Raw genomic sequence first — 25,948 nt, 5'->3', positions numbered from 1 at the left:
GCCTTACGGGCAGGGAATGCAAGCCGATGGCGAAGACGGACGATCCGCGGCGCGACGACGGCGAGTTGGCGACGGCCGTGCCGGCCAGGAGAGCGCCGAAGCGCAAGCTGACGCGGATCGAGAAGTCGCAACGCACCCGCCAGGCGATCTGCGACGCGGCGGCCGAGATCATTGGCGAGTTCGGTTATGCCGAAGCCTCGATCGCGCGGATCATGGAGCGCGCCGGCCTCGGCCACGGCACTTTTTATGCCTATTTCGACAGCCGCGCCGCGCTGTTCGACCAATTGCTGCCGATGAAGGGCAGCGAGGTTCTCGACTTCCTGCACGACCGGGTGAAGGGCGCGTCGAATTTCGTCGAGATGGAAACCAAGGGTTTCCTCGGATTCCTGGAATTCGCCCAGAGCCATCCCTGGTTCTTCCGCCTGCTGCACGAGGCGGAAGTGGCGGCGCCGGACGGCTACCGGCAGCATATCGACAATATCATGGTGCGGTTCCGGCGCTCGCTGAAACGCAGCTGGGATCTCGGCGAACTGCCGGGATATGGCGAACAGGAACTGGATACGCTGGCCTATCTGCTGATCTCGGCGCGCGACTACGTCTATTCCCAACATGTCGCCCGCAGTCCCGACATGGCGTCAGCCCTGCAGGATGCGGTCGAGACCTATCGGAAATTCATCTCCTTCGGCCTGCGTGGCGCGCCGGGCGACCAAGCCGCGCCGCCGCCGGGCGCTTCGAGCCGCGCGAAACCGGCCTGAACGGAGCGGCCGCACCGCCGGTCGGAACAGGGCCGGGCGCGGTTGCCAGCACCAGGACACAACCGGGATCGGGCAGGGGGCTCAGGGGCGCCGATGGCCTGCCGGCTCATCGCGGCGCCTGTCCTCGAGGAGGTCGAGCCGCGTCATTTGGTGAATTTGACCAGCGCCTCGCTGCCGTCCCGAAGATGTCTCGACAGCCACATCAGTCCTTGCTCCCGGTTTCGAGCGCGGCAAGCGGCGAGAATCTCGCGATGTTCGGCCTGGGACCGCGCGCGGTAATCGAGATTTGACAGGAGAATGCGAACGTAGCGATCGGCCGCATTGTGCTGGGCTTCGATCAGCCCGAGCAATCGGGCATTTCCGCAGGCGCCATAAAGCGTCAGATGAAAGACACGGTTGAGGCTGCCCCACCGGCCAACATCAGGCTCCATATCGATCTGATCCAGCACCGCCGCTGCCTCGTCCAGCATCTGCCCGGTGAGATGGGGATAGGCCAGCCGCAGCGCTTCGATCTCCAGAAGCTCCCTGACCGCGTAGATCTCGCTGATCTCGGTGCTGTCCATCTGCGCGACGAAGGCGCCCCGTGTCGGGTGAATCGACACGATGCCTTCGGTTTCGAGCTGGCGAAGCGCATCGCGTATCGGCATGCGACTGAAGCCAAACCGCGCCGCAAGCTCATCCTGACGCAGCGGGGTGCCGGCGGTCAGCGAGCCCTCGGCAATGGCCTCGCGCAGAATATTGGCGATCTGCTCCGCCACGGTCTGCGGCTTCTGCATCGCCGTGCCTGCCAGTCCGCTCAAACGATCCATCCGATGTTCCACCCGCGACCAGGCCTGCCTAGCAGAAACGCTGTTGCTTGGACATGTGTATTCTCGTATACCAGTATCCAGCATTGGCTGTTTTCCTCCAAACACCATGTGCGGGTTTCGCTTCACAGCGTGAAACTGGAGACATCCATGCCGGGTTCAATTGCGCCGGATCGTCGTCCGCCTGGCAGTTCTCTTGCCAGTTCCCTTGGAAGTTCTCTTGGCAGGCCGGTGGAGGCCATCGTGATCGGTGGTGGCATCGCGGGCTGCACGCTGGCCTATGAACTGGCGTCGCGGAACGTCAAGACCGTCGTCCTGGAACAAAACTGGGTCGCCGCCGAATCGTCGGGGCGGAACACCGGCACGCTCCTGAGCGGCCCGCAGCGAGAGGTCGTGGAACTGCTCGATGCCTGCGCGGCGATCTATGAGGAGCTGGCCGAAGGACCGGTTCCATTCGAGTTTGCAAGGATCGGGCATCTCTTGATTTCGGAAGACGAGGCGAGCTTCGAGGCGGCGGGCGCCGTTGCCGATCGCTATCGCGCGGCCGGTGTCGGCATGGAGAAGGTCTCCGGAGCCGTGCTCGCGCGGGATCATCCGAGGCTGGGCTTCAACGTTGCCGGGGGCTATTTCGTCGAGCGCGCATGGTCGCTGGAACCAATGGGAGCGACGCATGCCTTTGCGCATGCGGCACGGGAGGCGGGGGCGACGATCAGGACCGGCCTCCGCGTCGCGCAGATATGCGCGCGCAACGGCAAGGTCGAGGGCGTGCTGACCGACGGGGGGATCATCGCCGCGGACCTGGTCTTTATTGCCAATGGTTTGTGGATGAACGACCTGCTCCGCCGCACTGTTGGCGACGGCCCGCTGCCCGGCTTGCAGTTCACCGCGGGACGCGGCTGGCTGATCCAGCTCGGCAAGTTGGACTTCGAGCTGCCGTGGATCGTCGAGGAGCTGACCTGGCCCGACCAGGAGGAGCTCGGCAGGCGGATGTCGCTCGATGGGCTCGCCGATGTCGCGGCCCAGCGAGACGACCAGCCGGCTGTCGAAGCGATCTGTCTCAATCCGATGCGCGGCGGCGATGCGCGGCTTGGCGCCTCGGTTCAGCCGGCGTTCCGGGACCTGGTCAGAAACACCGATATGGCGAGCCGTATCGCGGGGCGTACGCTGCGCATGCTGCCCGGCCTCGGTTCGCCGCGGGTCACGAACGTCTATCCGGGCAATCGGCCCATGCTGCCCGACGGGCTGCCGGTGGCCGGCAGGACCGCGGTCGAAGGCTTGTTCGTGCATGGCGGGATGGGGTCGATCGGCATGCATGCCGCGCCGGCCACGGCTCGATGGCTGGTTGATGCGGTGATGTCGGGCGACGGCAACCCGGCAAAGGCCTGGTTGTGTCCGCATCGCTTCCCGGGGTGGCGCGAATGAGCTTCGAACCGACAGGCTGGACCACGGTCCTTGTCCCGGACATGCTGGCCACCAGGACATCCGGGCCGCCGGGACAAAGCCCGGATCGGGCAGGGTGCTGCGATCCCCATGAGGAGAGCGAGCCGTGACCCTGGTCGACGATGCGACGCGCCGGATGCTCGCCGGCCTCTATGGCGCGCCGGACAGGTTCTATCGCGGCATGGCCCATGTGAAGGCCCTGCTCGGTCTGGCCGAGGCGCATTGCGCGGCGCTGGCCGATCGCGAGGCCGTCGAAGCCGCGATCTGGTTCCATGACGCGATCTATGACAGCCGCCGCACCGACAACGAGGCCAAAAGCGCCGATCTGGCGCGCGACCGGCTCAAGGGGGCCTGCGACCCGCTGCGCCTCGATCGTATCGCCAGCATGATCACGGCGACGGCGACCCATGTTCCGCCTGATTTCGCCGAGCCGGCCGCGCGCGCCGACGCCATGCTGTTCCTGGACATGGATCTCGCCATTCTCGGCGCGCCGCCGGCCGTATTCGACGCCTATGAACAGGCGACCCGCAAAGAATATGGCTGGGTCGACGACGCCACCTGGGTGCTCGGCCGGTCGCGCGTGCTGCGCGGCTTCCTGGAGCGCGCGAGGATTTTCCGCACGGCTGCGTTCCACCAGGCCTATGAGCAGCAGGCGCGCGCGAACATCGCGCTGTCGCTGCGGCGGCTCGCCGGGGGCGGCCAGGGCGATGCGCCTTGAAGGATGAACCACCGCCGTGACCATGACCGACCCCGCCGTCCGGATGACCACCTTGGCCGAGCAGCCGCATTTCCGCGAGGCGGTTTCCGATCGCATCTGGAAGGCATGGTGGCGCGATGAGGGGCATGCGCTCGCCGAGATCGACGACCGTGTCGGGCAAAGCCTCGGGGCCGGGCCGATCCCGTGCGCTCTGATCGCGGCCAGTGGCGAGCGCTTTGTCGGAACCGTGTCGCTGATCGAAAGCGACATGGACGAACGGCCTCAATACAGCCCCTGGATCGCGGCGCTGTGGGTCGACCCGGAGCATCGCCGGCAAGGCATCGGAGCGGCCCTGGTGAAGGCCGCGGCGACCAGGGCATTCGAGGCCGGCATCGGCATGCTCTATCTCTGCGCCACACCCGACAAGGCACCGTTCTACATGTCGCTGGGCTGGCGCCAGATCGAGGAGAACGTCGCCGGTCTGAACGTCCTCTCGCTGTCGCGATAGAAGGCGGACGGTTGGTGCCATGGCGCGTCGCGATGGCCGCGAAGACATCGCAGCCTTTGTCGAAAAGCGCCGGCCATCTTTCGACGGCCGGTGAGTGAGAAGAGGTGGGCGCCGGCCTATCTCTGATTCGCATAAGACATATTATGGAACCAAAACAGATCGAGGAAATGGCCGTCGCGAGCCGATCCCGGCGCTCCTGCGGCGCCTTGCGGTCCCGCCCTGGCATCTGAGCTCATCAGGCCAAGCCACTCGGATCATTTGATATTCTTTGATAGTCTTGGCCGTTGCGTTTGAACTGTGCGGCGCCTTGCCGGCCGCAGCCCGCTTCGTCGCTTGACGCATCGTGCCTCCGGCGCCAGCCGCGACGCTCTGCGTCCGCCATTCGAACATCCAGCGTTTCCTTGCTGCCATCTGGATCGGCCGCCTCAGAGCCGTCGGCGGCTCAACCTGCCGTCCCTTGCCTGGAACGCAAAGCCGAGCCCGCCAATGACGGTCTGCCGTCAGAGCTGGGTGACGCGCGCATCGGCGATGAGGTTGCGCATCTTGACCGAGTCGGTTGCGACATAGGTTGCAAAGCCGCTGGCGTTGAGCGGCATATGCTCGAACCCGATATCGGCCATTCGTTGCCTGAGGCCCTGTGTGCCCAGCGCCGCCTGAAGCGCGCCCTCCAGTTTGCTGATGACGTCCGTGGGCGTGGCTTTGGGAACCGACAGGCCGCACCAGGCCGCAATATCGAATTTTGGCAGGCCCGCGGCAGCCACAGGCGGCACACCCGGCAGCAGTTCGGACGGTTTCGCGGTGGTGACGCCGAGTGCGCGAATGGTGCCGGCGCGAATATGCGAAAGCGCGGTTGTCGCATCGACGAACATGTACTGCACCCGGCCGGCCATCAGGTCGGTCAAGGCCGGCGGCGTTCCCCGGTAAGGAATAGCGGTCGTGTCGATCCCCGCATATTCTTTGAAGGCCGCGCCAGCGAGCAGACCGGTTCCGTTGCCGACGGCATATTGCAGCGGCGTCGGCGACTTCTTGGCATAGTCGATCAGCTCCCGCACGTTGGTGGCTGGGAACGTCGATCCAACGGCCAGAAGGAACGGAAACACACCGATCAAGCCGACGGGGGCAAAGTCGTCGATCGGGTGGTAGGAATTGTTCACCCCGAGAGCGGGCGAAATGATGTTCGACGTCGACGTCGCCATGAGGATTGCATAGCCGTCTCCCGGCGCCCTGCTGACGAATTGAGGCGCGAGGGTTCCGGTGGCGCCGGCGCGATTGTCAATGATGATCGACCCGCCGATCGCTGAGCTCATGAGCGGCTGCACCAGACGAGCCACCGAATCCGTGCCGCTGCCGGCCGGGAACGGCACAACAATGGAGATCGTTCGGTCGGGAAAGGTGCTGGCCGACGCCGGCCGCGACAAGGCCGTCGCACCCCATCCAGCTGCCAACATATGAAACGAGCGGCGGGATATCATCTCATGGCGTCCTTTGCGGATCAAAAATTCCGGAAACGAAGGTCGCAGCTTCAGCGACGGTCGCGCTCTGTTCGGTATGAGTTTGCTGGGCATGCCAATAATTCACATGCGTGTATCATGAATGCGGATTCTTGGATTACAGGTCAATGGCTCCCGCAAGCCGTGGTCGAGCGCCACAAGGCCACAGAGCAAGCTTCTGCGCCCATGGCGCGGCCAGATTAGCCAATTTGTCCATATACTCGGCGATTTCGCATTCACCTCACTTATGAGACCGCTCCGCGCGCCCTCTGCCTAACGACCGATGATCCCGTCGGAGCGTCCGCACTATTCATGATCATGGATTCAGATTAGCAATATCATGAATTCATGAATGGACCCAACCGCGGGAGTGAGGGTCATCGATATGACGTCGGTCATCATGAAGCCCGGGCCACACCTGAAGGCGGCACGACGCGTGCCGGATTCGCGTCTCGGCCAAAGTCACCGGAACCAGGATTGCTAAGGTCGATGTTCGTCAGGCAGGCCTCAAACCTATTGGAACTGCTGGAGTATTTTTGCCAAGCGCCAGCGGCCCGCACGCATGTCCGAGAGGCGACCGCGAAATCTCAACACACAGAAAAGGACCGGGAGATGACATCCGCACCAGAGGCTTCGCCAGTTCACACCCGACCAATGTCACGCCGGCGCTTCGTCACCGCGGCCCTCGCCGGCCCGGCCCTGCTGGGCTCCGCGCAAGGAGCCTTTTCGCAGTCCTATCCCAATCGCCCGATCACCATGGTGGTGCCCTTCCCCGCCGGCAGCGGAACCGACACGGTGGCGCGGCTGGTTCAGCCGCTGCTGCAGGCTGAGCTCAACAGCAGCGTGGTCATCGACAACCGACCGGGTGTGAACGCGGCGATCGGCGCAGGCGTGGTCGGGCGAGCCGATCCCGACGGCTATACGCTGCTCTTCACCACGTCGACGTCGCATTCGATCACACCCTTCGTGACCAAGAACGTCACCTACGATCCCGTGACCAGCTTCACGCCGATCGGCCAGGTTGGGGTCTTTCCGGTGATCCTGGTCGCGGAGAACGGGCTCAATGTCCGCACCGTTGGCGAGCTGATCGCGCGGGCGAAAGCCGAGCCGGGCAAGCTGCAATACGCCTACGGCAATGGCACGGGCCAGGTCGCCGGTGCCGCACTCTCGCGGTTCGCCGGCATCGATGTGCTTGCGGTTCCCTACAGGGGCACGCCAGCGGCCATGACCGACCTGATCGCCGGCCGGATCAATTACATCTTCGTGGACGCCACCACGGGCCTGCCGCACGTCCGTGCGGGCGCGGTCCGTGCCCTTGCGGTCACGACCGAAGAACCGAGCCGGCTCCTGCCCGATCTGCCGACGGTCGCGGCCTCCGGTCTGCCGGCGTTCAATCTGTCTGCCTGGTGCGGCCTGTTTGCACCCGCAGGTCTGGAACCAGCCGTGCGCGACCGTCTGAGCCAGGCGCTGGCAAAAGCCGTTGCGGCGCCCGCGCTCAGGCCGCGGCTCGAAGAATTGGGGTTCGAGCTCATCAGTCGCGAGACGGGCAGCTTCGCTCAACTCGTCAAATCCGACGTCGAGCGCTGGCAGGTGATCATCAAGGAGGTTGGCCTGGCGCAGACCCAGTGACCGGTCTTGGCAAGACACTACAGGAAGGACGCACATGACAGACGCGACGCGCAGCTATTTCATCAAGGCCGGATCGCCTGCTCCCTACTCTCCGAAGAACCACACCGGGACCGTCAATCGCCGCATCATCGGTCGCGAAAATGTCGGCGCCACGCAGCTCGAAGTCGTGCTCGGTCGCGTCGAGAAGGCCCATGGCGCCCTGCCCCACAGCCATCCAGGCATTGAGCAGGTCTGTTACATGCTGTCGGGCGCGGCCGTCGCGGAAGTCGCCGGTCAGACAATGCAGCTCGGGCCGGGAGATGCCTGTTTCTTCCCGGCCGACGCTCCCCATACGTTTGTCGCCACCAGCGAGCAGCCGGTCGAGGTTCTGATCATCTATTCGCCGCCCTATGCGGAGACCCATGCACGGACGCACGAGAAGGCCTAGCTGCGAGGCCAGGCAGGCAGACCTGCCAACCGTCAGCCTGCTCCCCGGCCGAAGGGTGCCCCAGCCGGAGGACGGCGGTTCTCCCGCCCGTGTCCGCAGCGCCCATGGCAGCGGCACAAGCCTGCGAGCGTCGAGGCGGGGGCGCGACGCTCGCAGGGCCACGGCATGGGCTGCGGCTGGCCTCGACGTCGTTCAGCGATACCAGGTCATCCGGGTATGCCGTACATCCATATGCAGAATTGATCGCCGACGATAGGAACCGATGCCGCCGACCCCGGGAATCCCGCGCATCGCCTGCAATGCGACCCTGTTGCTGACCCGAAGTGGTCGGAAATCCACCGCCATGCAGTGGCCGTGCATGCCTCGGGATCGTCGATAGCCCGAGGTAATCTGAATGGGGCCTATTCGTGATTGAAGGATTGCTATCGCGTTTCGCAATTTGGCCGGGAAACAACTTGTCACGACGCGGCTGGTTTGAACATTCAGTCCGTGAGGCCGGGGGCGCGCCATGGTAGTGCTGATCATGGCGATTGAGAGCGCTGCGACCGAAGTGAGTAATTTGTACATTTGAAACTCCTAGGATCCTTGCTCGGGATCATTCGTTCCTATGGATTAGGTTGGAGTGCGGATGCAGCAATGCATGATCATGATTGAAAGCTTGAGCCTTCAATCGCGATGACTAACGGGAGTGCGGGGTATGTTGTCGGATTGCAAGTGATCCTGCCGCTATCCGAAGCAGCAGAATTGAAAGCAAATGCTACGCTGGCCGTCCCGAGGATCGCTCGGCGGTTGCTTCACGCCAGGACTTGATGCCGATCGTGAGGCGATCTTCGATGGTTCGCCCCAGGACATGCTCGTTCGATCGCGATCGCATGGCTCAGGATCGAATTGCCGCCGCATCGGCCGCACGGCAATTCCGTGGCCTTGTCCGACACATCCACGGCGAAAATGTGCCGGGCGTCGAAATGATCGTGAGAGTGGCGGCCGCGCGATCAGCCATCGCCGCCATGCGGCGGCCCCGGCGCAGCTGAACTGGCCGGCGCGGCATGGGAGTCCGGCCGGCCTGGCGGACGGTTGGTCGCGGCGGCGGACCGTCGCCTCTTCCTGGCCTGTCCGGCCTGCGCGAGATGCCGGCTCTGCAGGAACGCAAAAGCGATCATGGTCATCAGGGCATGGCGGTGAAGGCCGCTCCAGGAGCGCCCCTCGAAGTGATCGAGGCCGAGCTCGTCCTTCAGTTGCCGGTCGGCCTGCTCGGCGGCCTCGCGGGCCCGGATGATGCGGGCCAGCGTGCGCAGATCGGTCTCGGGCGGCAGATTGGCGAGAAAGTACCGCCGCTCTCCGGAGGCTCTGTGCTCGCCGATGAGCCAGACGTCGTCACCCGGGACATGCGGCTGCCGCTTGTCCTCCCGTTGCGACAGGCTGTCGGCGGTACGCACACGGACCGCGGCAAAGCGAACCTGCAGCGGGCCCTTCCGGCCGCCGTGCCGGCTGTCGTCCCGCGCTTCGGCTTCAGCCAGCATGGCTTCGGCGGACAGCGGCGGGAGATCTGGCGCCTGGACCTTTTCATGACGGGAAATGCCGGCCACCCAGGCCAGGCCGCGCTCGGTCAAGCCACGGCGGAACGATGCGCTGAGGCCGTAGCCGGGATGGGCGAGCACACAGCCGAAACGGACGCCGCCGGCCAGCAGGCGGTCGAGCTCGGCGAGCGCGATCGCCGGTTTCGTCCGGTGAGCGCGACAGGCGGCGGGAACGCCTGCCCGCTCGAGCCGGTCCGGATGGCTCGCCCAGTTCTCGGGCAGGAACAAGCGCAGCGCCACCGTGACGGGCACGTCGCCGCGGACCAGCGCCAAAGACACCAGGGTCTGGCAATTGGCGCTCTTGCCCAGCGCCGGGACATATTGCGCGGCGACGCCGACCGAGTGCTTGCCCTTCTTGGGCAGCGCCGTGTCGCCGATCACCAGGACCGCGTCACCGCCGCCAACGAGCTTGTCGGCCTGGACCAGCAGCTCGGCCTCGAGCGGCGCTTCGTCCCATAGGCCGGCGGCGACGAAATGGTGCAGCTGGTCATAATCCCCGGCCGCCAGCCGGCTCGCCATCGGCTGCATGCTCTTGCGCTCGCCCGGGCCGATCAGTCCGGAGACATAGAGCGGCAGCATCCGCCGCCGCGCCTTGTGCCTCAAGGCGGCGAGGAACGGCGCCAGCCAGACCTGCTGATGCTCGTCCCATTCCGTCGCCCGCTGCATGCCGCCGCTCCGCTCCCGATCGGAGCGCAGCCTTGGCCTCGAAGCCCTAAGATCCCGTCAATCTGCCAGAGTAGGACGACCCGGATTCGCCATTCGCGGCGCCCGGATCAGCGCGGCGACACCTGCGACGACGGCTGCCCGGAGGCGCCGGCGCCGGCCACTCCAGCGACGGAATCGGCGGTCATTGGCAGGCCCGGTGCGGGCCGGGCAATGGCGTACGCCCTGCCCGCGGCGCCTGCCACGGGCGGCTCGCGACCGGTCAAACTACCAAAGTAGGCTGTGAATTAACACCAAGATGACAAATTCTCGCCATCGATGGCAACGAGAAGTGCCGTGCTGGGTAAATGAACAAAAAGGACATGCCAAACATGACACTTCATTACACTGCGGGTGGCGGTATTGACGACAATGGTCAGTATGCTGCAGGAAAAGTTGGGTTCAATCTGGCGGATGTACAATCGCTGGACCAACTCAATGCCTTACCAGATGGCGTTAAAGGCCTGGTTTGGCTGGACGAAGGCAATGGCGTTACTCAGGAATTCATTGACAAGGTAACGCCTTACATTGGACATCCGAAGCTCGAGGGCTTCTATCTCGTTGACGAGCCCGACCCGACCGGCCAGTGGGGTCCGCTGGTGACGGCCGAGGATCTGAAGGCCGAATCGGACTGGATTCACGCCAATGTGCCGGGCGCCTCGACCTACATTACCCTGATGGACATGGGCTGGTCGGAACAGCCTGATTTCATGAACACCTACAACCCCGCCAATACCGGCATCGACTATTACGGCATCGACCCCTATCCGGTGCGGTCGGGCAACGGTGGTGAGGTCGATTACAGCATGATCGGCAAGGCTGTCGCCGCCGCCGAGGCGGCGGGCATTCCGATCGAGAAGATGGTGCCGATCTATCAGGCCTTTGGTGGCGGTGGCTGGACCAACGACCAAGGCGGGCAGTATGTCATGCCGACGGCCGAAGAAGCCAAGAACATCATCAATGAATGGGCCAAGTTCGTCCCCAATCCGGCTTTCGACTACGTCTATCACTGGGAAAGCCAGAACGGCGACACGGCGCTGTCGACCTCGCCCGAACTGCAGCAGGTCTTTCTCGATCACAATACCGCCGACGGGGGCGCCACGGCCCCTCCGCCGACGACCGAGCCGCCGGTGACCGAGCCGCCGGTGACCGAGCCGCCGACGACCGAGCCGCCGACGACCGAGCCGCCGACGACCGAGCCGCCGGTGATCAAGCCGCCGGTGACCGAGCCGCCGGTGATCGAGCAGCCCACGCCCGAACCGGGCAAGACCATCTCGGGGACCTGGGGATACGACACCCTCGAGGGCACCACCGGCGCGGACATCATCCGTGGCCTCGCCGGCAACGACCAGTTGAGCGGCCTTGCCGGCAACGACAGGCTGAACGGCGGCGGCGGGCATGACACGCTCACCGGCGGCGCGGGTGACGACACCCTGCTCGGCGGCGCGGGCCGCGACACGCTCAATGGCGGTGCGGGCAACGACGTCCTGAACGGTGGCCGGGGTGCCGACACACTCGACGGCGGCGACGGCGACAACACGCTGACCGGCGGTGCGGGCAACGATATTTTCGTGGCCAATGCCGGCGGGATCGACACGGTCACCGACTTCTCGGTCGGGAACGACGTGTTCCACCTCGATCAGGCCGTCTTCGCGAACCTGGGCGGTGCGGGACAGCTCGACTCGGCTGCCTTCCACATCGGCTCCGCCGCTGTCGATGCCGACGACCGCATCATCTACAACCAGGACACTGGCGCGCTGCTCTATGACGCGGACGGCAACGGTGCCGGCGAGGCGCAGCAATTCGCTGAATTGGCGCCTGGCCTGGAGCTGACGGACGCGGATTTCCTGGTCGTCTGACAAGGCACTGCACCCCCGTTCCGGTTCGTCCGGAACGGGGATTGTCTTGGTGCGAACATACAGCCGCCGAGGGCCAGGGCCCTCGGCGGCATTTTTTTGGGCTCCACAAGGCAGTTGAGCGGTTCTGGCCAAGCCTCTCGGATCATTGGCGATGCTGCCGCCGGCCATGGCCGCGACGCCACGGGTGCGGCTCGCGAACGCCGGCTGCGTTGCGGCAGGCTGGCGTTTCTTGCATATGCTCAGTGGCCGGTCAGGCCCCTCGCAAGCGAGCCCACATGGACCAAAGCAAGAATTTGAGCTCGACCCATCGCGCCCCCATGCGAAAGCGCGGGCTCGAACGCTTCGGCTTGCTGCTCGACGCGACCGCCGATCTGCTCGCCGAGCTGGTCGACGAGGACATCAGCCTGGCCCAAATCGCCGACCGCGCGGGCGTGCCGCTCGCCTCGGTCTATCACTTCTTTCCCAATCGGAACGCCGCCTTCGTCGCCCTGGCCCGGCGTTATCATGCCGAGCTCGGGGCTTCGGCCCGGGTCCTGATCGAGCCGCCGCCGGATACCTGGCAGGACTACATCGCCAACCGCCAGAGGCACGGATCGGCCTATCTCAACGCCAATCCCGCGGCCCTGCGGCTCTTCATGGGGGCCGGCGTCAGCGTCGAGGTCAGGAACACCGACCTGAACGGCAATGCCGAGCTGGCCCGCCTCAGGGCGGCTTATCTCCGGGCGACCTTCGACATGCCGAACCTTCCGGATCTGGAAGACAGGGTCGCCGTCTCGATCGCGCTGGTCGACGGCATCTGGGCGATGTCCTACAGCCTGCATCGGCAGATCACTCCCCGCTATCTGAGCGAGTCCATCCGCGCGGCGATCGCCTATCTGCGCTGCTATCTCCCCGAGGTCGTGGGCCGGCGCCAAAGCTGATCACACCAGCCTGACGGCCGGCTGCAACTGTGCGTCCACGGCAAGTGCTGTGGTCGCGAGACCGTTCCTGCATATTCAAAGTTTCTATCATAAGGTATTTTCCGGATGGGCCCCTCTGACGGCACCTCTTGCCGTCAGACGTTTCGCTCGCTCCGAAATATTCAATGATTTCTGAGTGTTTTCTCCGCCGTCGCAGCGGATCTGCCGCCGCAGGTCGCCGCGGGCCGATCTGGCTGGCAGCGTGAATCGGTCCTTGATAGCCGAATTATTTATCACTAGCGTCATGGGGCTATCAGAAGCGGATCAACCGCCACCGAGAACCATCACGTCTCGCACAGCAGAGGGGCCGTTATGAAACGTCGTGACTTCCTGAAGGCAGCAGCATCCGCAGTCTCGGCCGGCATTGCCGCGCCGGGCGTCGCCTGGGGCCAGAGCAACAAGACCATCACTTTCGTCCCGCAATCCGACCTGACCCTGCTCGATCCCGTGCAGACCACGGGCCTGGTGACGCGCAACCACGGTCTCATGGTTTTCGACACGCTCTATGGCGTCGACGAGAAATTCGAACTGCAGCCGCAGATGGCCGCCGGCCATGTCATCGAGAAGGAAGGCCTGCGCTGGACCGTCACGCTGCGCGACGGCTTGAAGTTCCATGACGGCGAACCGGTTCGCGCCAGGGACGCAGCGGCCAGCATCGTGCGCTGGTGGAACCGCGACGTGTTCGGCGGCGACCTGCGCAACGCCACGGCCGAGCTGTCGACACCGAACGACAAGACCCTCGTTTTCGACCTCAAGCAGCCGTTCCCCTTGCTCGCCTATGCGCTGGGCAAGCCTTCCGGAATATGCCCGATCATGCCGGAGCGCCTGGCGCTCAGGCCCGGTACCGAGCAGGTCACCGAAATGGTCGGCAGCGGCCCGTTCCAGTTCGTCCCCGCGGAACGGGTGGTCGGCTCCCAGGTCGTCTACAAGCGTTTCGAAGGCTATGTGCCGAGGTCATCGGGCACCGCCAGCTTCATGGCCGGGCCGAAGGTCGCCCATGTCGATCGCGTCGTCTGGCGCGTCCTGCCGGATCCCGCGACCGCGGCGGCAGCGCTCCAGGCGGGCGAGGTCGACTGGTGGGAGCAGCCGACGCCGGACCTCATTCCGCTGCTCCAGCGCCGGCGCAACCTCAAGGTCGAGATCAAGGACACCGGCGGCTATCTGGCGATGATCCGCCTCAACCATCTGGTGCCGCCTTTCGACAATCCGGCGATCCGCCGGGCCATCCTCTCGGCGATCAACCAGTCGGACTATATGACCGGGGTGATGGGCACGGAGAAGGCCTATTGGAAGGACAATGTCGGCTTCTTTCTTCCCGAATCGCCCCTGGCGAACGACGCCGGCATGGAGGTCTTCGCCGGGGCCCCGAACTACGCCAAGGCCAAGGACGATCTCATCAAGGCCGGCTACAAGGGCGAGCGGATCGTCTTCGTGGTTCCGACCGATCTCCATGCGCTCAATTCCATGAGCCTGGTCGCCGCCGACATGTTCAAAAAGATCGGCCTCAACGTCGACTACTATACATCCGACTGGGGCACGGTGCTCCAGCGCATCGCCTCGCAGCGCCCGCCCGACCAGGGCGGCTGGAGCGCCTGGTGCAACTATGTCCCGGGCGCAACGACCATCAATCCGGCGACGCATACCTATCTGCGCGGCATCGGGCGCGCCGGAACCTTCGGCTGGCCGACGAGCGAGAAGGTCGAAGCCCTGCGCTACGCCTTCCTGTCGGCGCAAGACGAGAAGGACAAGAACCGCCTCGTGCGCGAGATCCAGGCTCAGGCCTTCCAGGACACGCCCTATCTGCCGCTTGGCTATTTCGCCCAGCCAACCGCCTACAATCAGCGGCTGCGCAACGTGCCGGTCGGTTTCGCCCAGTTCTACAATGTGACGAAGGACTGACATCGGGCCGACCGGCCGGCCTGTCCGGCGGGTCGGCCGTCCTTCCCACCGCTTCGGCGCGTCGCCATGCCGGAGCGGATCCGCCCCCTCCATCACCAGCGCCCGGCCGCTTGCCGCCGGGCCCTTCCTCAAGCGCTGCCGGGGCAGCCGGGACAGAGAACGATGACCAATCTTCACGCTGACGCCGGCTTTGCCACCGCCGCCGATCTGAGCCAACGCTATGCCCGCGGAGACAGCGCGCCGACCGAGGTGGTGAAGGCGGTGCTCGACCGGATCGACGCCGTCAATCCCGATATCAACGCCTTTTCCGTCATCATGCGCGAGGCGGCGATGGCCTCGGCCAGCCAGTCGGACCGACGCCTGCGCAGCGGCGAAGCCGGTCCGCTGGAGGGCATTCCGGTCACCATCAAGGATGCCTTCGACGTCGCCGGCCAGGAAACCGCGACCAACACGCTCGCGCTCAAAGGGCCTGTCGCCGCCACCGACAACATCGTGGTGGAGCGGTTGCGCCGCGCCGGCGCGGTGATCATCGGCAAGACGACGATGTCGGAGCTCGGTTGGTCAGGCATCAGCCGCAACCCGGTCACCGGGATCACCCACAACCCCTGGGGACGCGGTCTCAATGCCGGCGCCTCCTCGGCCGGCGCCGGAGCCGCGGCCGCGGCCGGCTTCGGCCCGCTGCATCTCGGTTCGGACGGCGCCGGCTCGATCCGCATGCCCTCGCATTTCTGCGGCGTGTTCGGGCTCAAGCCGACCTATGGGCGCGTCCCCTATGCCCCGGTCTCCAACAATGATTATGCCACTTTCATCGGCCCGATGACGCGCACGGTCGCCGATGCCGCGCTCATGCTGGAAACGATGGCCGGCCCGCATTTTCTCGACCACACGTCCTGCGAAGCGCCGCCCGACGCCTATCTCGCCAAGCTCAAGGCCTCGATGAAGGGCAAGCGCGTGGCCTTCAGCCCGGACCTCGGCCACGCGCGGGTCGATGACGAGATCGCCGATATCGTCCGCGGCGCGGCGCGGGTGTTCTCGGACACGCTTCAGGCCGATGTCGAGGAGGTGACGCCGGATTGGGGGCCGCTCGGGCCCGAACTCGGCCGCTTCTTCTGGGCGGCTCTATGGGGCCGGCGCAGCCATCTGCTGCCCGAATGGGAGGACCGGATGGGCGCGGACCTCGTCGCCTGCATCCGCGAGGGGGCGAATTTCTCGTCGGCCGAGTACATCGACACGCGCGAGCGCAAGTTCGCCTATGTGGCGCAGATGTCGTCCTTTCTCGAGACCTGGGACTATCTGATCACGCCGGTCGCTTCGGTCGCCGCCTTCCCCGTCGAGCGGGTGCGGCCGGCGCATTGGCCCGACCATGCCTGGGACTGGCTCGCCTGGTCGGAATTTCTCTATCCCTTCAACATGTCGGGCCATCCAGCCGCGAGCATCCCCTGCGGAACGACCCGTGCGGGACTTCCGGTCGGCCTGCAAATCGTCAGCCGCCGTTTCAATGATCTCGGCGTGCTGCAGGCGGCGGCAGCCTTCGAGGCCGCCGTGCCGATGCACCGCCGGCGCCCGGATCTGGCCAGGGCAGCCTGACCGGGACCGCGGCGCTGCCTCATCACATCTGATTGCGCCACCTGGCCGTGCCGACGCCCATCAACCTTCAAACCGCGCGAGGAAGCCATGAGACGAAACTCGAGGGATGCCGAACTGCGCGAGCGCGCCCGACTGGTGATCCCTGGCGGCATGTATGGCCATGAGTCGGCCGCACTGCTTCCCGACACCTTTCCGCAATATTTCGCGCGGGCCGACGGTGCCTATCTCTGGGACTGCGACGGCAACCGCTATGTCGACTACATGTGCGCCTTCGGGCCCAATCTGCTGGGCTATCGCCATCCGGCCGTCGAGGCCGCGGCCGCGGCCCAGGCCGCCGAGGGCGACACCATGACAGGTCCCTCCGAGGCCATGGTGGTGCTTGCCGAGGATTTCGTGTCGATGATCTCGCATGCCGACTGGGCGATATTCTGCAAGAACGGCAGCGACGCCACCAGCATGGCCATGGTCACCGCCAGGGCCTATCGCGACCGCAAGAAGATCCTCGTCGCCAGGAGCACCTACCACGGCGCGTCGCCCTGGAACACGCCGAGCCTGAAGGGCATCGTCCCTGAAGACCGCGCTCATATCATCACCTTCGACTACAACGACCTGGACAGCGCCAAGGCGGCTTTCCGGAGCGCCGAAGGCGACGTTGCCGGTGTCTTCGCCACACCCTTCCGCCACGAGGTCTTCGCCGACCAGTTCCTGCCATCGGCGGAATACGCCACCGGCCTGCGGCGCCTGTGCGACGAAGCCGACGCGCTGCTGATCATCGACGAGGTCAGGACCGGGTTCCGGCTGTCGCGCGACTGCAGCTGGGCGGTCCATGGCGTTGCGCCTGACCTCAGTGCCTGGGGCAAGGTGCTCGGCAACGGCCATCCGATCTCCGCCCTGCTCGGTTCGGACAAGGCGCGGCAGGCGGCCTCCTCGATCTATGTGACGGGGTCCTTCTGGTTCTCCGCCGTGCCGATGGCCGCGGCGATCGCGACGCTCAACGCGATTCGGTCGACCGACTATCTCGAGCGGATCGTCGCGGTTGCCGACCGCCTGAGAGACGGCATCGATGAACAGGCCCGGCGGCACGGGATCCCGGTGCGGCAGACCGGGCCGGCGCAGATGCCGCTGATCCTGTTCGACGACGATCCCGACATGCGCAAAGGTTCGTTCTGGACCGGCACGGCGGCCCGGCTCGGCGTCTATATGCACCCCTATCACAACATGTTCTGCTGCGCGGCGATGACACCAGCCGACGTCGACGACACGCTGGAGATCACCGACCGGGCTTTCGCCGAGCTGAAGAACGCCCTGCCCTCGCTGCCCGCCCAACCGAACGAACGCCTGCTTCAGCGCCTCGCTCAGCGCCGATAGCATCGCCTGACGTTCGACCGGGCGGGTGTCTCACAGGGCCATGGATAGCCGTGTGGGAGCTCGGGCTGCACCGACAATCGAGGACATTTCCGATGACCGATACCGAGCCATCGCAGCAGGTCACACGGTGGCTCGCGACTTTCGCCGAACGCCTCGCGGCGGCCGATCACGCCGGAACGCTCGCGCTGTTCGAGCCGCACTGCTATTGGCGCGATCTCGTGGCGCTGACCTGGTCGCTCGTCACGCTCGAAGGCAAGCCAGAGGTCGAGCGCATGCTGGAGCGCTGTCTTCCGGCCAGCGTGCCCGCCTCGTTCAGCCTGGAGGGCGAGCCGAGGACGGACGCTGCCGGCGTCACCGAGGCGTGGTTCCGGTTCGAGACCAGGGTCGCGGTCTGCCGCGGCCACCTGCGGCTGCGCGACGGCCTGTGCTGGACCCTGTTCACCTGCATGCTCGAGCTCAAGGGGTTCGAGGAGAAGCGCGGAGCGCTGCGGGCGAAGGGCGTGCAGCACGGCGCCGTGAGCGGCCGGAAGACCTGGTCGGACGACCGGCGGGAGGCGGCCGCCACCCTCGGCAGCGAGGTCCAGCCCTACTGCCTGATCATCGGCGGAGGCCAGGGCGGCGTCACGCTTGCGGCACGCCTGAAGATGCTGAACGTTCCGGCGCTCGTCGTCGACAGGCATCCCAGTCCCGGCGACGCCTGGCGCGAACGCTACAAGTCGCTCTGCCTGCATGACCCGGTCTGGAACATTCACCTGCCCTACCTGCCGTTTCCCGATCACTGGCCGGTCTTCACGCCCAAGGACAAGATGGCCGACTGGATCGAGGCCTATGTTTCCATCATGGAGCTCGACTACTGGAGCGCCTCGGCGGCGACGGCTGCCCGTTATGACGACGAGCGCGGCGAATGGACCGTCACCGTCGAGCGTCAGGGCGAAACGGTGATCCTGAAACCGAAACACCTGGTCGTCGCGACCGGCATGTCCGGCCCTCCGGCCGTGCCGCACTATCGCGGCCAGGAGGCCTTCGCCGGCCTTGCCCATCATTCGAGCGCCTATCGCTCGGGCGAAGCCTTCAAAGGCAAGCGCTGCGTGGTGATCGGCTCGAACAATTCGGCCCACGACATCTGCGCCGACCTTTGGGAGCACGGCGCCGACGTCACCATGGTGCAGCGCTCCTCGACCACTGTCGTCCGCGCCGAGACGCTCAGGAGCTTCCTGTCCAGCAAGCTCTATTCCGAAGAAGCGCTGGCCGCCGGCATCACCACCGACAAGGCCGACTTCACCTATGCGTCGCGCCCTTATGCCGTCATGGCAGAGGCCCAGAAGGCGGTCTATATCGACATCCGCAAGCACGATTCCGGGTTCTACGACGCCCTCGAACGGGCGGGCTTCCTGCTCGACTTCGGCGAGGACGACACCGGCCTGTCGATGAAGTACCTGCGTCGCGGCTCGGGTTATTACATCGATGTCGGCGCCTCCGAACTGATCATCGACGGCCGTGTCAAGCTGAAGAGCGGCGTTCAGGTCGAGCGCCTCGCTAGGGATGGACTGACGCTGAGCGACGGCTCCTTCCTTGCCGCCGACCTGATCGTCTACGCCACCGGCTTCGATCCGATGGAGCGATGGCTCGAACAGCTGATCTCGCCCGCGGTCGCGGCCAAGGTCGGCCACGTCTGGGGGCTCGGCTCCGACACCCGGCGCGATCCCGGACCCTGGCTCGGCGAACTCCGCAACATGTGGAAACCGACGCGCCAGGACGCGCTCTGGATGCATGGCGGGAACCTGCACCAGGCCCGGTTCTATTCGAAACTCCTGGCCCTGCAGCTCAAGGCTCGGCTGGAAGGCCTGGAGACGCCGGTGCACGACCCCAGGGGGCTGGGATCAAGCTACCAGGAGCATTGACCATTGGCCGCCCTCACAGCCGCTCGACACGCAGCCGCAGCGCGTTGCCGATGACGCTGACCGACGACAGCGCCATGGCGGCCGCGGCGATGATCGGCGACAGGAGGATGCCGAAGACCGGATAGAGCACGCCGGCGGCGATCGGTACGCCGGCGGCGTTGTAGATGAAGGCGAAGACCAGGTTCTGGCGGATATTGGCCATGGTCGCGCGCGACAGCTGGCGTGCCTTGACGATGCCGTTGAGGTCGCCCTTGAGCAGCGTCACGCCGGCGCTTTCGATGGCGACATCGGTGCCATGGCCCATGGCGATGCCGACATCGGCGACGGCCAGCGCCGGCGCGTCGTTGACGCCGTCGCCGGCCATGGCCACGACCCGGCCTTCACGCTTCAGGCGCTCGACCACGGCGCTCTTCTGGTCCGGCAGGACGTCGGCTTCGACCTCGGAGATGCCGAGCCGGCGCGCCACGGCCTCGGCCGTGACCCGGTTGTCGCCGGTCAGCATGACGATGCGCAGACCGGCTTGCCTGAGGCTCTTCAAGGCCTCCGGCGTGGTCGGCTTGACCGGATCGGCAATGGCGATGGTGCCGGCGATCCGGCCGCCGACGCCAATGAAGATCGCGGTGGCGCCGTCCTGGCGCAGGCTGTCGGCTGCGGCCACGGCCGGCCCGAGGTCGATCCCTTCGCTGGCCAGGAAGGCGGCATTGCCGATCGCGACGGCCTGCCCCTCGACGATGCCCTTGGCGCCTTTGCCGGTTGGCGAATCGAAGCCGCTGACCGGCGGCAGGGCGAGGCCCCTGCCCTCGGCAGCCTTGACGATGGCGAGCGCCAGCGGGTGTTCCGAGGCCCTTTCGACGGCCGCCGCAAGGCGCAGGATGTCGGCTTCGGCAAAACCTTCGGCCGGCACGATGGCGGTCACCGCCGGCTTGCCTTCGGTGAGCGTGCCGGTCTTGTCGACGACCAGCGTGTCGACGCGCTCGAGCCGCTCCAGCGCCTCGGCATTCTTGATGAGGATGCCGAGGCCGGCGCCGCGGCCGACGCCGACCATGATCGACATGGGCGTTGCAAGGCCAAGCGCACAGGGACAGGCAATGATCAGCACCGCGACGGCGGCGACCAGGCCATAGGCCAGCCGCGGTTCCGGTCCGACCAGCGCCCAGGCGACGAAGGCCGCGGCCGCCACCGCGATGACCAGCGGCACGAACCAGCCGGCGACCGTGTCGGCGAGCCGCTGGATCGGCGCGCGCGAGCGCTGGGCCTCGGCAACCATCTGGACGATGCGTGCCAGCATGGTGTCGCGGCCGATCTTTTCGGCAGTGATCACCAGGCCACCCGACTGGTTGAGCGTGCCGCCGATGACGGCGGCGCCCTCGCCCTTGGTCACCGGCATGGATTCGCCTGTGACCATGGACTCGTCGATCGCCGAGCGGCCCTCGGCGACCCGGCCGTCGACTGGTACCTTCTCGCCGGGCCGGACGCGCAGCCGGTCGCCGACCGCGACGAGATCGAGCGCTATCTCTGCCTCGGTGCCGTCAGGACCGATGCGGCGCGCGGTCTTGGGGGCGAGATTGAGCAGCGCCTTGATCGCGCCGGAGGTCTGCTCGCGGGCGCGCAGCTCCAGCACCTGGCCAAGCAGGACCAGGACGGTGATGACGGCGGCGGCCTCGAAATAGACCGCGACGGTGCCGTCGGCAGCACGGAAGGCCGCCGGAAAGATGCCGGGTGCCAGGCTGGCGACGAGGCTGTAGAGCCAGGCAACCCCGGTTCCCATGGCGATCAGGGTGAACATGTTGAGATTGCGGGTGACCAGCGACTGCCAGCCGCGGACGAAGAATGGCCAGCCGGCCCAGAGCACGACCGGCGTCGCCAGGGCGAGTTGGATCCAGATCGAGGTCGCGGGCGGCACGAGATGGTGCAAGGCCGGCACCAGATGGCTGCCCATCTCGAGCAGGAAGACCGGCAGCGTCAGCGCCAGGCCGATCCAGAAGCGCCTGTTCATGTCGGCGAGTTCCGGATTGGGGCCGCTATCGGCGGTGACGATATCCGGCTCCAGCGCCATGCCGCAGATCGGGCAGGATCCGGGGCCGATCTGGCGGATTTCCGGGTGCATCGGGCAGGTATAGACGGTGCCGTCCGGGACCGGCGCGGCGGGCGCCGCCTGGTCCGGCGCCAGATAGCGCATGGGATCGGCCTCGAACTTGGCGCGGCAGCCGGCCGAGCAGAAATGATAGGTCTTGCCGGCATGCTCGGCCCGGTGCCTGGAGGTCGCGGGATCGACATCCATGCCGCAGACCGGATCCTTCACCAGGTGCGCGGCGTTCGGCTGGCCATGGGAGGCATGACCGTGGCTTGCGTGATCATGGCCGCCCGGATTGTCGCTGCAGCAGCTGCCGCCCGGCTTCTGGTGGGGGTGATGATCATGCGTGGCCATGCCCTCGCCTCTCTCTGCTCTGCTACCCATAGGGGGTATATGCCGACTTGTCCCATATACCCGCATGGGGTATATGGCAAGCATGCAAAGTGACACCAAAACCTCTTGTCAGCAGCGGCTCAGCCGGATCGAAGGCCAGGTGCGCGGCATCGCCCGCATGGTCGACGAGGACCGCTACTGCATCGATATCGTCACCCAGATCTCGGCGGTCCGCGCCGCCTTGAAGCGGGTCGAGGAAGAGGTGCTGAAGGACCATGTCGGCCATTGCGTCGAACATGCCATCGCGTCCGGCGACAAGGACGAGCAGCGGCGCAAGGTGGCCGAGTTGATGGATGTGTTCAGGCGCGTCCAGGCGTAGTACCGCTGCGCAGAGGTTATGAGCCTTTGGCCGGACAGGCACGGCGAAGCCTTTCGCGTGCTTTTTTGGTGGTGGTCATCCGGTTGGCCGGCGTTGCGCTGATGGACCCCAGGCGGAAACGATAAAATCGAGGCGACGCGCACCCCGAATGGCCGTTCTCTATGTGCAATAGGGGTGAAGTCGTGGATGGCCGGAACAAGCCCGGCCAAGACGAGAAGTGCCTTCGAGGGGTGCGCTGGATCTACCGCCACACGACGCGTGCCGTGGCCCAGGACGGCGTGAGGCCCACACATCGTCTTGCCCGGGCCTGTCCCGGGCATCCACGACTTGTCCGCACCGAAATCGACCGGTGATAATCACTGTGCAGTGGCGGCGCCCGGCCCTACTCGACCGTGACGGTCATGCCGTCATGGGCCGGCACGATTCCGGTGGGCAGCCGCGCGGCGAGCGTCTGGTAGTCGAGATCCGAGTGCAGATTGGTCAGGATCGTCCGGGCCGGCTTGAACCGCTCGATCAGCGCCAGCGCCTCGTCGACGCTCAGATGGGTGGGGTGACGGGTGAAGCGAAGCGCATCGAGCATGATCAGCTCGCAGGCCTCGAAATAACGTGAAGATTCATCCGATAATATATTGATATCAGGGCAATACACTGTGTTATTAAAGCGAAATCCGAGCGCCTTGTAGGGCGCCCCATGCATGACCGGGAAGGGCACGGCGACAATTGCGCCGCCCGGCCCCTCGATGGCCAGCGGCTGATGGGCAACCAGCGGATTGAGGTTGATGATCGGCGGATAGTCGCTGCCGGCGGGCGAGGCGAAACAATAACCGAAGCGGGCCATGAGGGTCGCATAGGTCGCTTCGTCGGCATAGGCCTCGACGCGCCGGCGCATGTTCAGGGCGAGCGGCCGGAGATCGTCGATGCCATGGGTATGGTCGGCGTGGTCATGGGTATAGATGACGCCGTCGAGCCGGGTCACGCCGGCATCGAGCAACTGTTCGCGCAGGTCCGGGCCGGTATCGACCAGCACGCTGGTGACGCCGCCCGGCCCGGTCTGCTCGACCAGCAGCGCGCAGCGGCGGCGGCGGTTCCTGGGGTTTGCCGGGTCGCAGGCACCCCAGCCCTGCCCGACACGCGGCACGCCGCCGGAGGAGCCGCAGCCGAGAATGGTCAGGGTCAGCGTCATGGATCGGCCCTACGCTGCCTCGAGGCGCTGACCGCGGTCGGCCTTGGCGAACAGGCGGTAGAAATTATCGGTCGTCTGCCGCGCCCAGTCCTCGGCGCCGACGCCGCGCGCCTCGGCGACCACCTTGCCGGTCTCGACCACGAAGGACGGCTCATTGGTCTTGCCGCGGTATTTGCCCGGCGCGAGATAAGGCGCATCGGTCTCGACCAGGATGCGGTCGGCCGGCAGCAGCGCGGCGATCCGGCGCAGTTCGGCCGCGCTCTTATAGGTGACGATGCCGGAAAACGACACATAGAGGCCGAGCGCGACGCCGGTCAGCGCCAACTCTTCCGAGCCGGTGAAACAGTGCAGCACCGCCTTGAAGGCGCCCTTGGCCATTTCCCGGGTCAGGATCTCGGCGACGCGGTCGTCGGCCTCGCGGGCATGGATGACCAGCGGCAGGCCGGTTTCGCGGGCGGCGGCGATATGGGTCAGGAAACCCTGTTCCTGGGCTGCGCGCGGCGACAGGTCGTAGTGGTAGTCGAGGCCGGCTTCGCCAATGGCGACGACCTTGGGATGGGCGGCCAGCGCCACCAGCTCGCCGGCGGTGACGTCGAGCTCCTCATGGGCATTGTGCGGATGGGTGCCGACCGAACACCAGACCCCGTCATGGGCCTCGGCGATGGCGCGGATCGCCTCGAAGCGGCGCACCCGCGTGTTGATGGTCACGACGGTTCCGACACCCGCCGTCACGGCGCGCTGGAGCAGCGCGCGGTGATCGACCGCGAGTTCGGGAAAGTCGAGATGGCAGTGGCTGTCGACCCACATCAGGCCGTCTCGTCGGCTTTGTCGACATAGCGCGGGAACACGCCTTCCGGCGCCGGCAGGCTGATGCCGGGCGTCAGCGCCGTGTCGAGATCGGCGAAGTCGCGCGCGTCGGCCGGCACGGCAAGCAGGTCGAGCAGCTTGGGCGCCGCCAACGGTACCGCCGGCTGGGCCAGGATGGCGACCTTGCGGATGATCTCGGCGGTGACATAGAGCACCGTTTCCATGCGCGCGAAATCGGTCTTGCGCAGCGCCCAGGGCGCCTGGCCGGCGAAATAGCGGTTGGCTTCCGAGACGACCGCCCAGACGGTTTCGAGATAGCGGTGGATCTGCTGGCTCGCCATGGCTTCGCGCGAGGGCGCGAGCATCGCGTCGGCCTGGGCCAGGATCGCCTTGTCCTCGTCGCTGAGCGCGCCGGGCTTCGGCAGCACGCCGTCGCAGTTCTTGGCGATCATCGACAGCGAACGCTGCGCCAGATTGCCGAGATCATTGGCGAGATCGGCATTGGTGCGCGCGACGATCGCCTCGTGCGAATAGGAGCCGTCATTGCCGAAGGCGACTTCGCGCAGCAGGAAATAGCGCATGGCATCGACGCCATAAGCTTCGGCCATGGCGAAGGGGTCGACGACATTGCCAAGGGATTTCGACATCTTCTCGCCGCGGTTGAACAGAAAACCGTGGCCATAGACGCGCTTGGGCAAGGCAATGCCGGCCGACATCAGGAAGGCCGGCCAATAGACCGCGTGGAAGCGCACGATGTCCTTGCCGATGACGTGCAGGTCGGCCGGCCAGCGCGCCCACTGCGGGTTGTCGACATCGGGGTAGCCGAGGGCGGTGATGTAATTGGTCAGGGCATCGACCCAGACATACATCACGTGGCCGTCCGAGCCCGGCACCGGCACGCCCCAGTCGAAGGTGGTGCGCGACACCGACAGGTCGGTCAGGCCGCCTTTGACGAAGCTGATGACCTCGTTGAAGCGGGTATCCGGGCCGACAAAGTCGGGATGAGCCTCATAATGGGCGAGGAGCTTGTCCTGGTACTTCGACAGCCGGAAGAAATAGGTCTCCTCCTTGGTCCATTCCACCGGCGTGCCCTGCCCGCCGACGCGCACGCCGTCAGGCCCGACCGAGGTCTCGTCCTCGCCGTAGAAGGCCTCGTCGCGAACCGAATACCAGCCCTCGTAGCCACCGAGATAGATGTCGCCGGAGGCGACCATGGCCTCCCAGATGGCCTGGCTCGCGCGGTAGTGGCGCGGTTCGGTGGTGCGGATGAAATCGTCGTTCGAAATGGCCAGCGCCTTGGCCATGGCGCGGAACGCCTCGGCATTGCGGTCGGCCAGCGCGCGCGCCGTCAGGCCCTCGCGGGCGGCGGTCTGCATCATCTTCAGGCCGTGCTCGTCGGTGCCGGTCAGGAAGAACACGTCATGGCCGTCATGGCGCATGAAGCGGGCGATGGCGTCCGTCGCGATGACCTCATAGGCATGGCCGATATGCGGCACGCCGTTCGGATAGGAGATAGCGGTGGTGACGTAGAAGCGCGGCTTCGCCATGATGATCGATCAATGCTTTGG

General features: G+C 65.9%; 20 protein-coding genes. 13 read left to right on the top strand and 7 right to left on the bottom strand.

Going from position 1 to position 25,948, the window contains the following annotated elements; translation table 11 throughout:
• The first annotated feature begins 26 nt into the window (after nt 1-26).
• Nucleotides 27-755, top strand: coding sequence for a TetR/AcrR family transcriptional regulator (locus E8M01_RS31310; RefSeq protein WP_170182150.1), 729 nt, complete (start codon nt 27-29; stop codon nt 753-755).
• A 143-nt stretch (nt 756-898) separates the two neighbouring features.
• Here the strand turns inward: E8M01_RS31310 and E8M01_RS31305 are convergent, their stop codons facing one another.
• Nucleotides 899-1,648: a GntR family transcriptional regulator gene (locus tag E8M01_RS31305; protein WP_425467688.1), complete on the bottom strand. Its 750-nt coding sequence runs from the start codon at nt 1,646-1,648 to the stop codon at nt 899-901.
• Between the two features lie 156 nt (nt 1,649-1,804).
• Here E8M01_RS31305 and E8M01_RS31300 point away from each other — a divergent pair, with 156 nt between their 5' ends.
• From E8M01_RS31300 to E8M01_RS31290, 3 genes are all read left to right on the top strand, one after another.
• Nucleotides 1,805-2,983, top strand: a complete 1,179-nt coding sequence (locus E8M01_RS31300; RefSeq protein WP_246088501.1) for an NAD(P)/FAD-dependent oxidoreductase — start codon at nt 1,805-1,807, stop codon at nt 2,981-2,983.
• Nucleotides 2,984-3,107: 124 nt separating this feature from the next.
• Nucleotides 3,108-3,719 carry an HD domain-containing protein gene (locus E8M01_RS31295; RefSeq protein WP_246088500.1) on the top strand — a complete coding sequence of 204 codons (612 nt, stop codon included), beginning with the start codon at nt 3,108-3,110 and terminating at the stop codon, nt 3,717-3,719.
• Nucleotides 3,720-3,762: 43 nt separating this feature from the next.
• Nucleotides 3,763-4,206 (top strand): GNAT family N-acetyltransferase, encoded by a 444-nt coding sequence (locus tag E8M01_RS31290; RefSeq protein ID WP_425467758.1) that lies wholly within the window; start codon nt 3,763-3,765, stop codon nt 4,204-4,206.
• Between the two features lie 500 nt (nt 4,207-4,706).
• Here E8M01_RS31290 and E8M01_RS31285 read toward each other — a convergent pair whose 3' ends face one another.
• Nucleotides 4,707-5,771 carry a Bug family tripartite tricarboxylate transporter substrate binding protein gene (locus E8M01_RS31285; protein ID WP_136963736.1) on the bottom strand — a complete coding sequence of 355 codons (1,065 nt, stop codon included), beginning with the start codon at nt 5,769-5,771 and terminating at the stop codon, nt 4,707-4,709.
• 414 nt (nt 5,772-6,185) lie between these two features.
• Here E8M01_RS31285 and E8M01_RS31280 point away from each other — a divergent pair, with 414 nt between their 5' ends.
• Together E8M01_RS31280 and E8M01_RS31275 are read left to right on the top strand one after the other, a co-directional pair.
• On the top strand, nt 6,186-7,325 hold the full coding sequence (locus E8M01_RS31280) for a Bug family tripartite tricarboxylate transporter substrate binding protein (RefSeq protein ID WP_170182148.1): 1,140 nt from the start codon (nt 6,186-6,188) through the stop codon (nt 7,323-7,325).
• A 34-nt stretch (nt 7,326-7,359) separates the two neighbouring features.
• The gene (locus tag E8M01_RS31275; RefSeq protein ID WP_136963734.1) at nt 7,360-7,752 is read left to right on the top strand and encodes a cupin domain-containing protein; all 393 of its coding nucleotides are present in this window, start codon (nt 7,360-7,362) and stop codon (nt 7,750-7,752) included.
• A gap of 992 nt (nt 7,753-8,744) precedes the next feature.
• On the opposite strand, the gene E8M01_RS31270 is transcribed toward E8M01_RS31275, so the two are convergent.
• Nucleotides 8,745-9,995: an IS701 family transposase gene (locus E8M01_RS31270; RefSeq protein WP_246088499.1), complete on the bottom strand. Its 1,251-nt coding sequence runs from the start codon at nt 9,993-9,995 to the stop codon at nt 8,745-8,747.
• A 368-nt stretch (nt 9,996-10,363) separates the two neighbouring features.
• Here E8M01_RS31270 and E8M01_RS35810 point away from each other — a divergent pair, with 368 nt between their 5' ends.
• The 6 genes from E8M01_RS35810 (at nt 10,364) to E8M01_RS31240 (ending at nt 19,604) form a co-directional block, all read left to right on the top strand.
• Nucleotides 10,364-11,890, top strand: a complete 1,527-nt coding sequence (locus tag E8M01_RS35810) for a calcium-binding protein (RefSeq protein WP_281287823.1) — start codon at nt 10,364-10,366, stop codon at nt 11,888-11,890.
• 275 nt (nt 11,891-12,165) lie between these two features.
• Entirely contained in the window at nt 12,166-12,810 is a 645-nt protein-coding gene (locus tag E8M01_RS31260; protein WP_136963732.1) for a TetR/AcrR family transcriptional regulator, read from the top strand.
• Between the two features lie 351 nt (nt 12,811-13,161).
• Complete coding sequence (locus tag E8M01_RS31255) at nt 13,162-14,748, top strand: ABC transporter substrate-binding protein (protein ID WP_136963731.1); 1,587 nt, start codon at nt 13,162-13,164, stop codon at nt 14,746-14,748.
• A 162-nt stretch (nt 14,749-14,910) separates the two neighbouring features.
• On the top strand, nt 14,911-16,335 hold the full coding sequence (locus E8M01_RS31250) for an amidase (protein ID WP_136963730.1): 1,425 nt from the start codon (nt 14,911-14,913) through the stop codon (nt 16,333-16,335).
• Between the two features lie 87 nt (nt 16,336-16,422).
• The gene (locus E8M01_RS31245; protein ID WP_136963729.1) at nt 16,423-17,703 is read left to right on the top strand and encodes an aminotransferase class III-fold pyridoxal phosphate-dependent enzyme; all 1,281 of its coding nucleotides are present in this window, start codon (nt 16,423-16,425) and stop codon (nt 17,701-17,703) included.
• Between the two features lie 92 nt (nt 17,704-17,795).
• Nucleotides 17,796-19,604 (top strand): flavin-containing monooxygenase, encoded by a 1,809-nt coding sequence (locus tag E8M01_RS31240; protein WP_136963728.1) that lies wholly within the window; start codon nt 17,796-17,798, stop codon nt 19,602-19,604.
• Between the two features lie 13 nt (nt 19,605-19,617).
• Here E8M01_RS31240 and E8M01_RS31235 read toward each other — a convergent pair whose 3' ends face one another.
• Nucleotides 19,618-22,032, bottom strand: a complete 2,415-nt coding sequence (locus tag E8M01_RS31235) for a heavy metal translocating P-type ATPase (protein WP_136963727.1) — start codon at nt 22,030-22,032, stop codon at nt 19,618-19,620.
• Nucleotides 22,033-22,114: 82 nt separating this feature from the next.
• On the opposite strand from E8M01_RS31235, the gene E8M01_RS31230 reads away from it, so the two are divergent.
• Nucleotides 22,115-22,390, top strand: a complete 276-nt coding sequence (locus E8M01_RS31230; protein ID WP_136963726.1) for a metal-sensitive transcriptional regulator — start codon at nt 22,115-22,117, stop codon at nt 22,388-22,390.
• A 382-nt stretch (nt 22,391-22,772) separates the two neighbouring features.
• On the opposite strand, the gene E8M01_RS31225 is transcribed toward E8M01_RS31230, so the two are convergent.
• From E8M01_RS31225 to metG, 3 genes are read right to left on the bottom strand one after another with little or no spacing between them, the layout of a single operon-like run.
• Entirely contained in the window at nt 22,773-23,573 is an 801-nt protein-coding gene (locus E8M01_RS31225) for an MBL fold metallo-hydrolase (protein WP_136963725.1), read from the bottom strand.
• 9 nt (nt 23,574-23,582) lie between these two features.
• Entirely contained in the window at nt 23,583-24,380 is a 798-nt protein-coding gene (locus tag E8M01_RS31220; protein WP_136963724.1) for a TatD family hydrolase, read from the bottom strand.
• Complete coding sequence (metG, locus tag E8M01_RS31215; protein WP_136963723.1) at nt 24,380-25,927, bottom strand: methionine--tRNA ligase; 1,548 nt, start codon at nt 25,925-25,927, stop codon at nt 24,380-24,382. The genes E8M01_RS31220 and metG overlap by 1 nt, the downstream gene beginning before the upstream one ends.
• Nucleotides 25,928-25,948: the final 21 nt, after the last annotated feature.

The organism is Phreatobacter stygius, from assembly GCF_005144885.1.
GTDB lineage: Bacteria > Pseudomonadota > Alphaproteobacteria > Rhizobiales > Phreatobacteraceae > Phreatobacter > Phreatobacter stygius.
This window is presented reverse-complemented; position numbering and strand designations above follow the sequence as displayed.

Coding starts and splice junctions, on each gene's coding strand:
- E8M01_RS31255 (WP_136963731.1), top strand. CDS start 13,162: ATGAAACGTCGTGACTTCCTGAAGGCAGCAGCATCCGCAGTCTCGGCC.
- E8M01_RS31290 (WP_425467758.1), top strand. CDS start 3,763: ATGACCACCTTGGCCGAGCAGCCGCATTTCCGCGAGGCGGTTTCCGAT.
- E8M01_RS31245 (WP_136963729.1), top strand. CDS start 16,423: ATGAGACGAAACTCGAGGGATGCCGAACTGCGCGAGCGCGCCCGACTG.
- E8M01_RS31250 (WP_136963730.1), top strand. CDS start 14,911: ATGACCAATCTTCACGCTGACGCCGGCTTTGCCACCGCCGCCGATCTG.
- E8M01_RS31280 (WP_170182148.1), top strand. CDS start 6,186: ATGTTCGTCAGGCAGGCCTCAAACCTATTGGAACTGCTGGAGTATTTT.
- E8M01_RS31305 (WP_425467688.1), bottom strand. CDS start 1,648: ATGCTGGATACTGGTATACGAGAATACACATGTCCAAGCAACAGCGTT.
- E8M01_RS31230 (WP_136963726.1), top strand. CDS start 22,115: ATGCAAAGTGACACCAAAACCTCTTGTCAGCAGCGGCTCAGCCGGATC.
- E8M01_RS31260 (WP_136963732.1), top strand. CDS start 12,166: ATGGACCAAAGCAAGAATTTGAGCTCGACCCATCGCGCCCCCATGCGA.
- E8M01_RS31285 (WP_136963736.1), bottom strand. CDS start 5,771: ATGCCCAGCAAACTCATACCGAACAGAGCGCGACCGTCGCTGAAGCTG.
- metG (WP_136963723.1), bottom strand. CDS start 25,927: ATGGCGAAGCCGCGCTTCTACGTCACCACCGCTATCTCCTATCCGAAC.
- E8M01_RS31225 (WP_136963725.1), bottom strand. CDS start 23,573: ATGACGCTGACCCTGACCATTCTCGGCTGCGGCTCCTCCGGCGGCGTG.
- E8M01_RS31220 (WP_136963724.1), bottom strand. CDS start 24,380: ATGTGGGTCGACAGCCACTGCCATCTCGACTTTCCCGAACTCGCGGTC.
- E8M01_RS31240 (WP_136963728.1), top strand. CDS start 17,796: ATGACCGATACCGAGCCATCGCAGCAGGTCACACGGTGGCTCGCGACT.
- E8M01_RS31275 (WP_136963734.1), top strand. CDS start 7,360: ATGACAGACGCGACGCGCAGCTATTTCATCAAGGCCGGATCGCCTGCT.
- E8M01_RS35810 (WP_281287823.1), top strand. CDS start 10,364: ATGACACTTCATTACACTGCGGGTGGCGGTATTGACGACAATGGTCAG.
- E8M01_RS31270 (WP_246088499.1), bottom strand. CDS start 9,995: ATGCAGCGGGCGACGGAATGGGACGAGCATCAGCAGGTCTGGCTGGCG.
- E8M01_RS31235 (WP_136963727.1), bottom strand. CDS start 22,032: ATGGCCACGCATGATCATCACCCCCACCAGAAGCCGGGCGGCAGCTGC.
- E8M01_RS31310 (WP_170182150.1), top strand. CDS start 27: ATGGCGAAGACGGACGATCCGCGGCGCGACGACGGCGAGTTGGCGACG.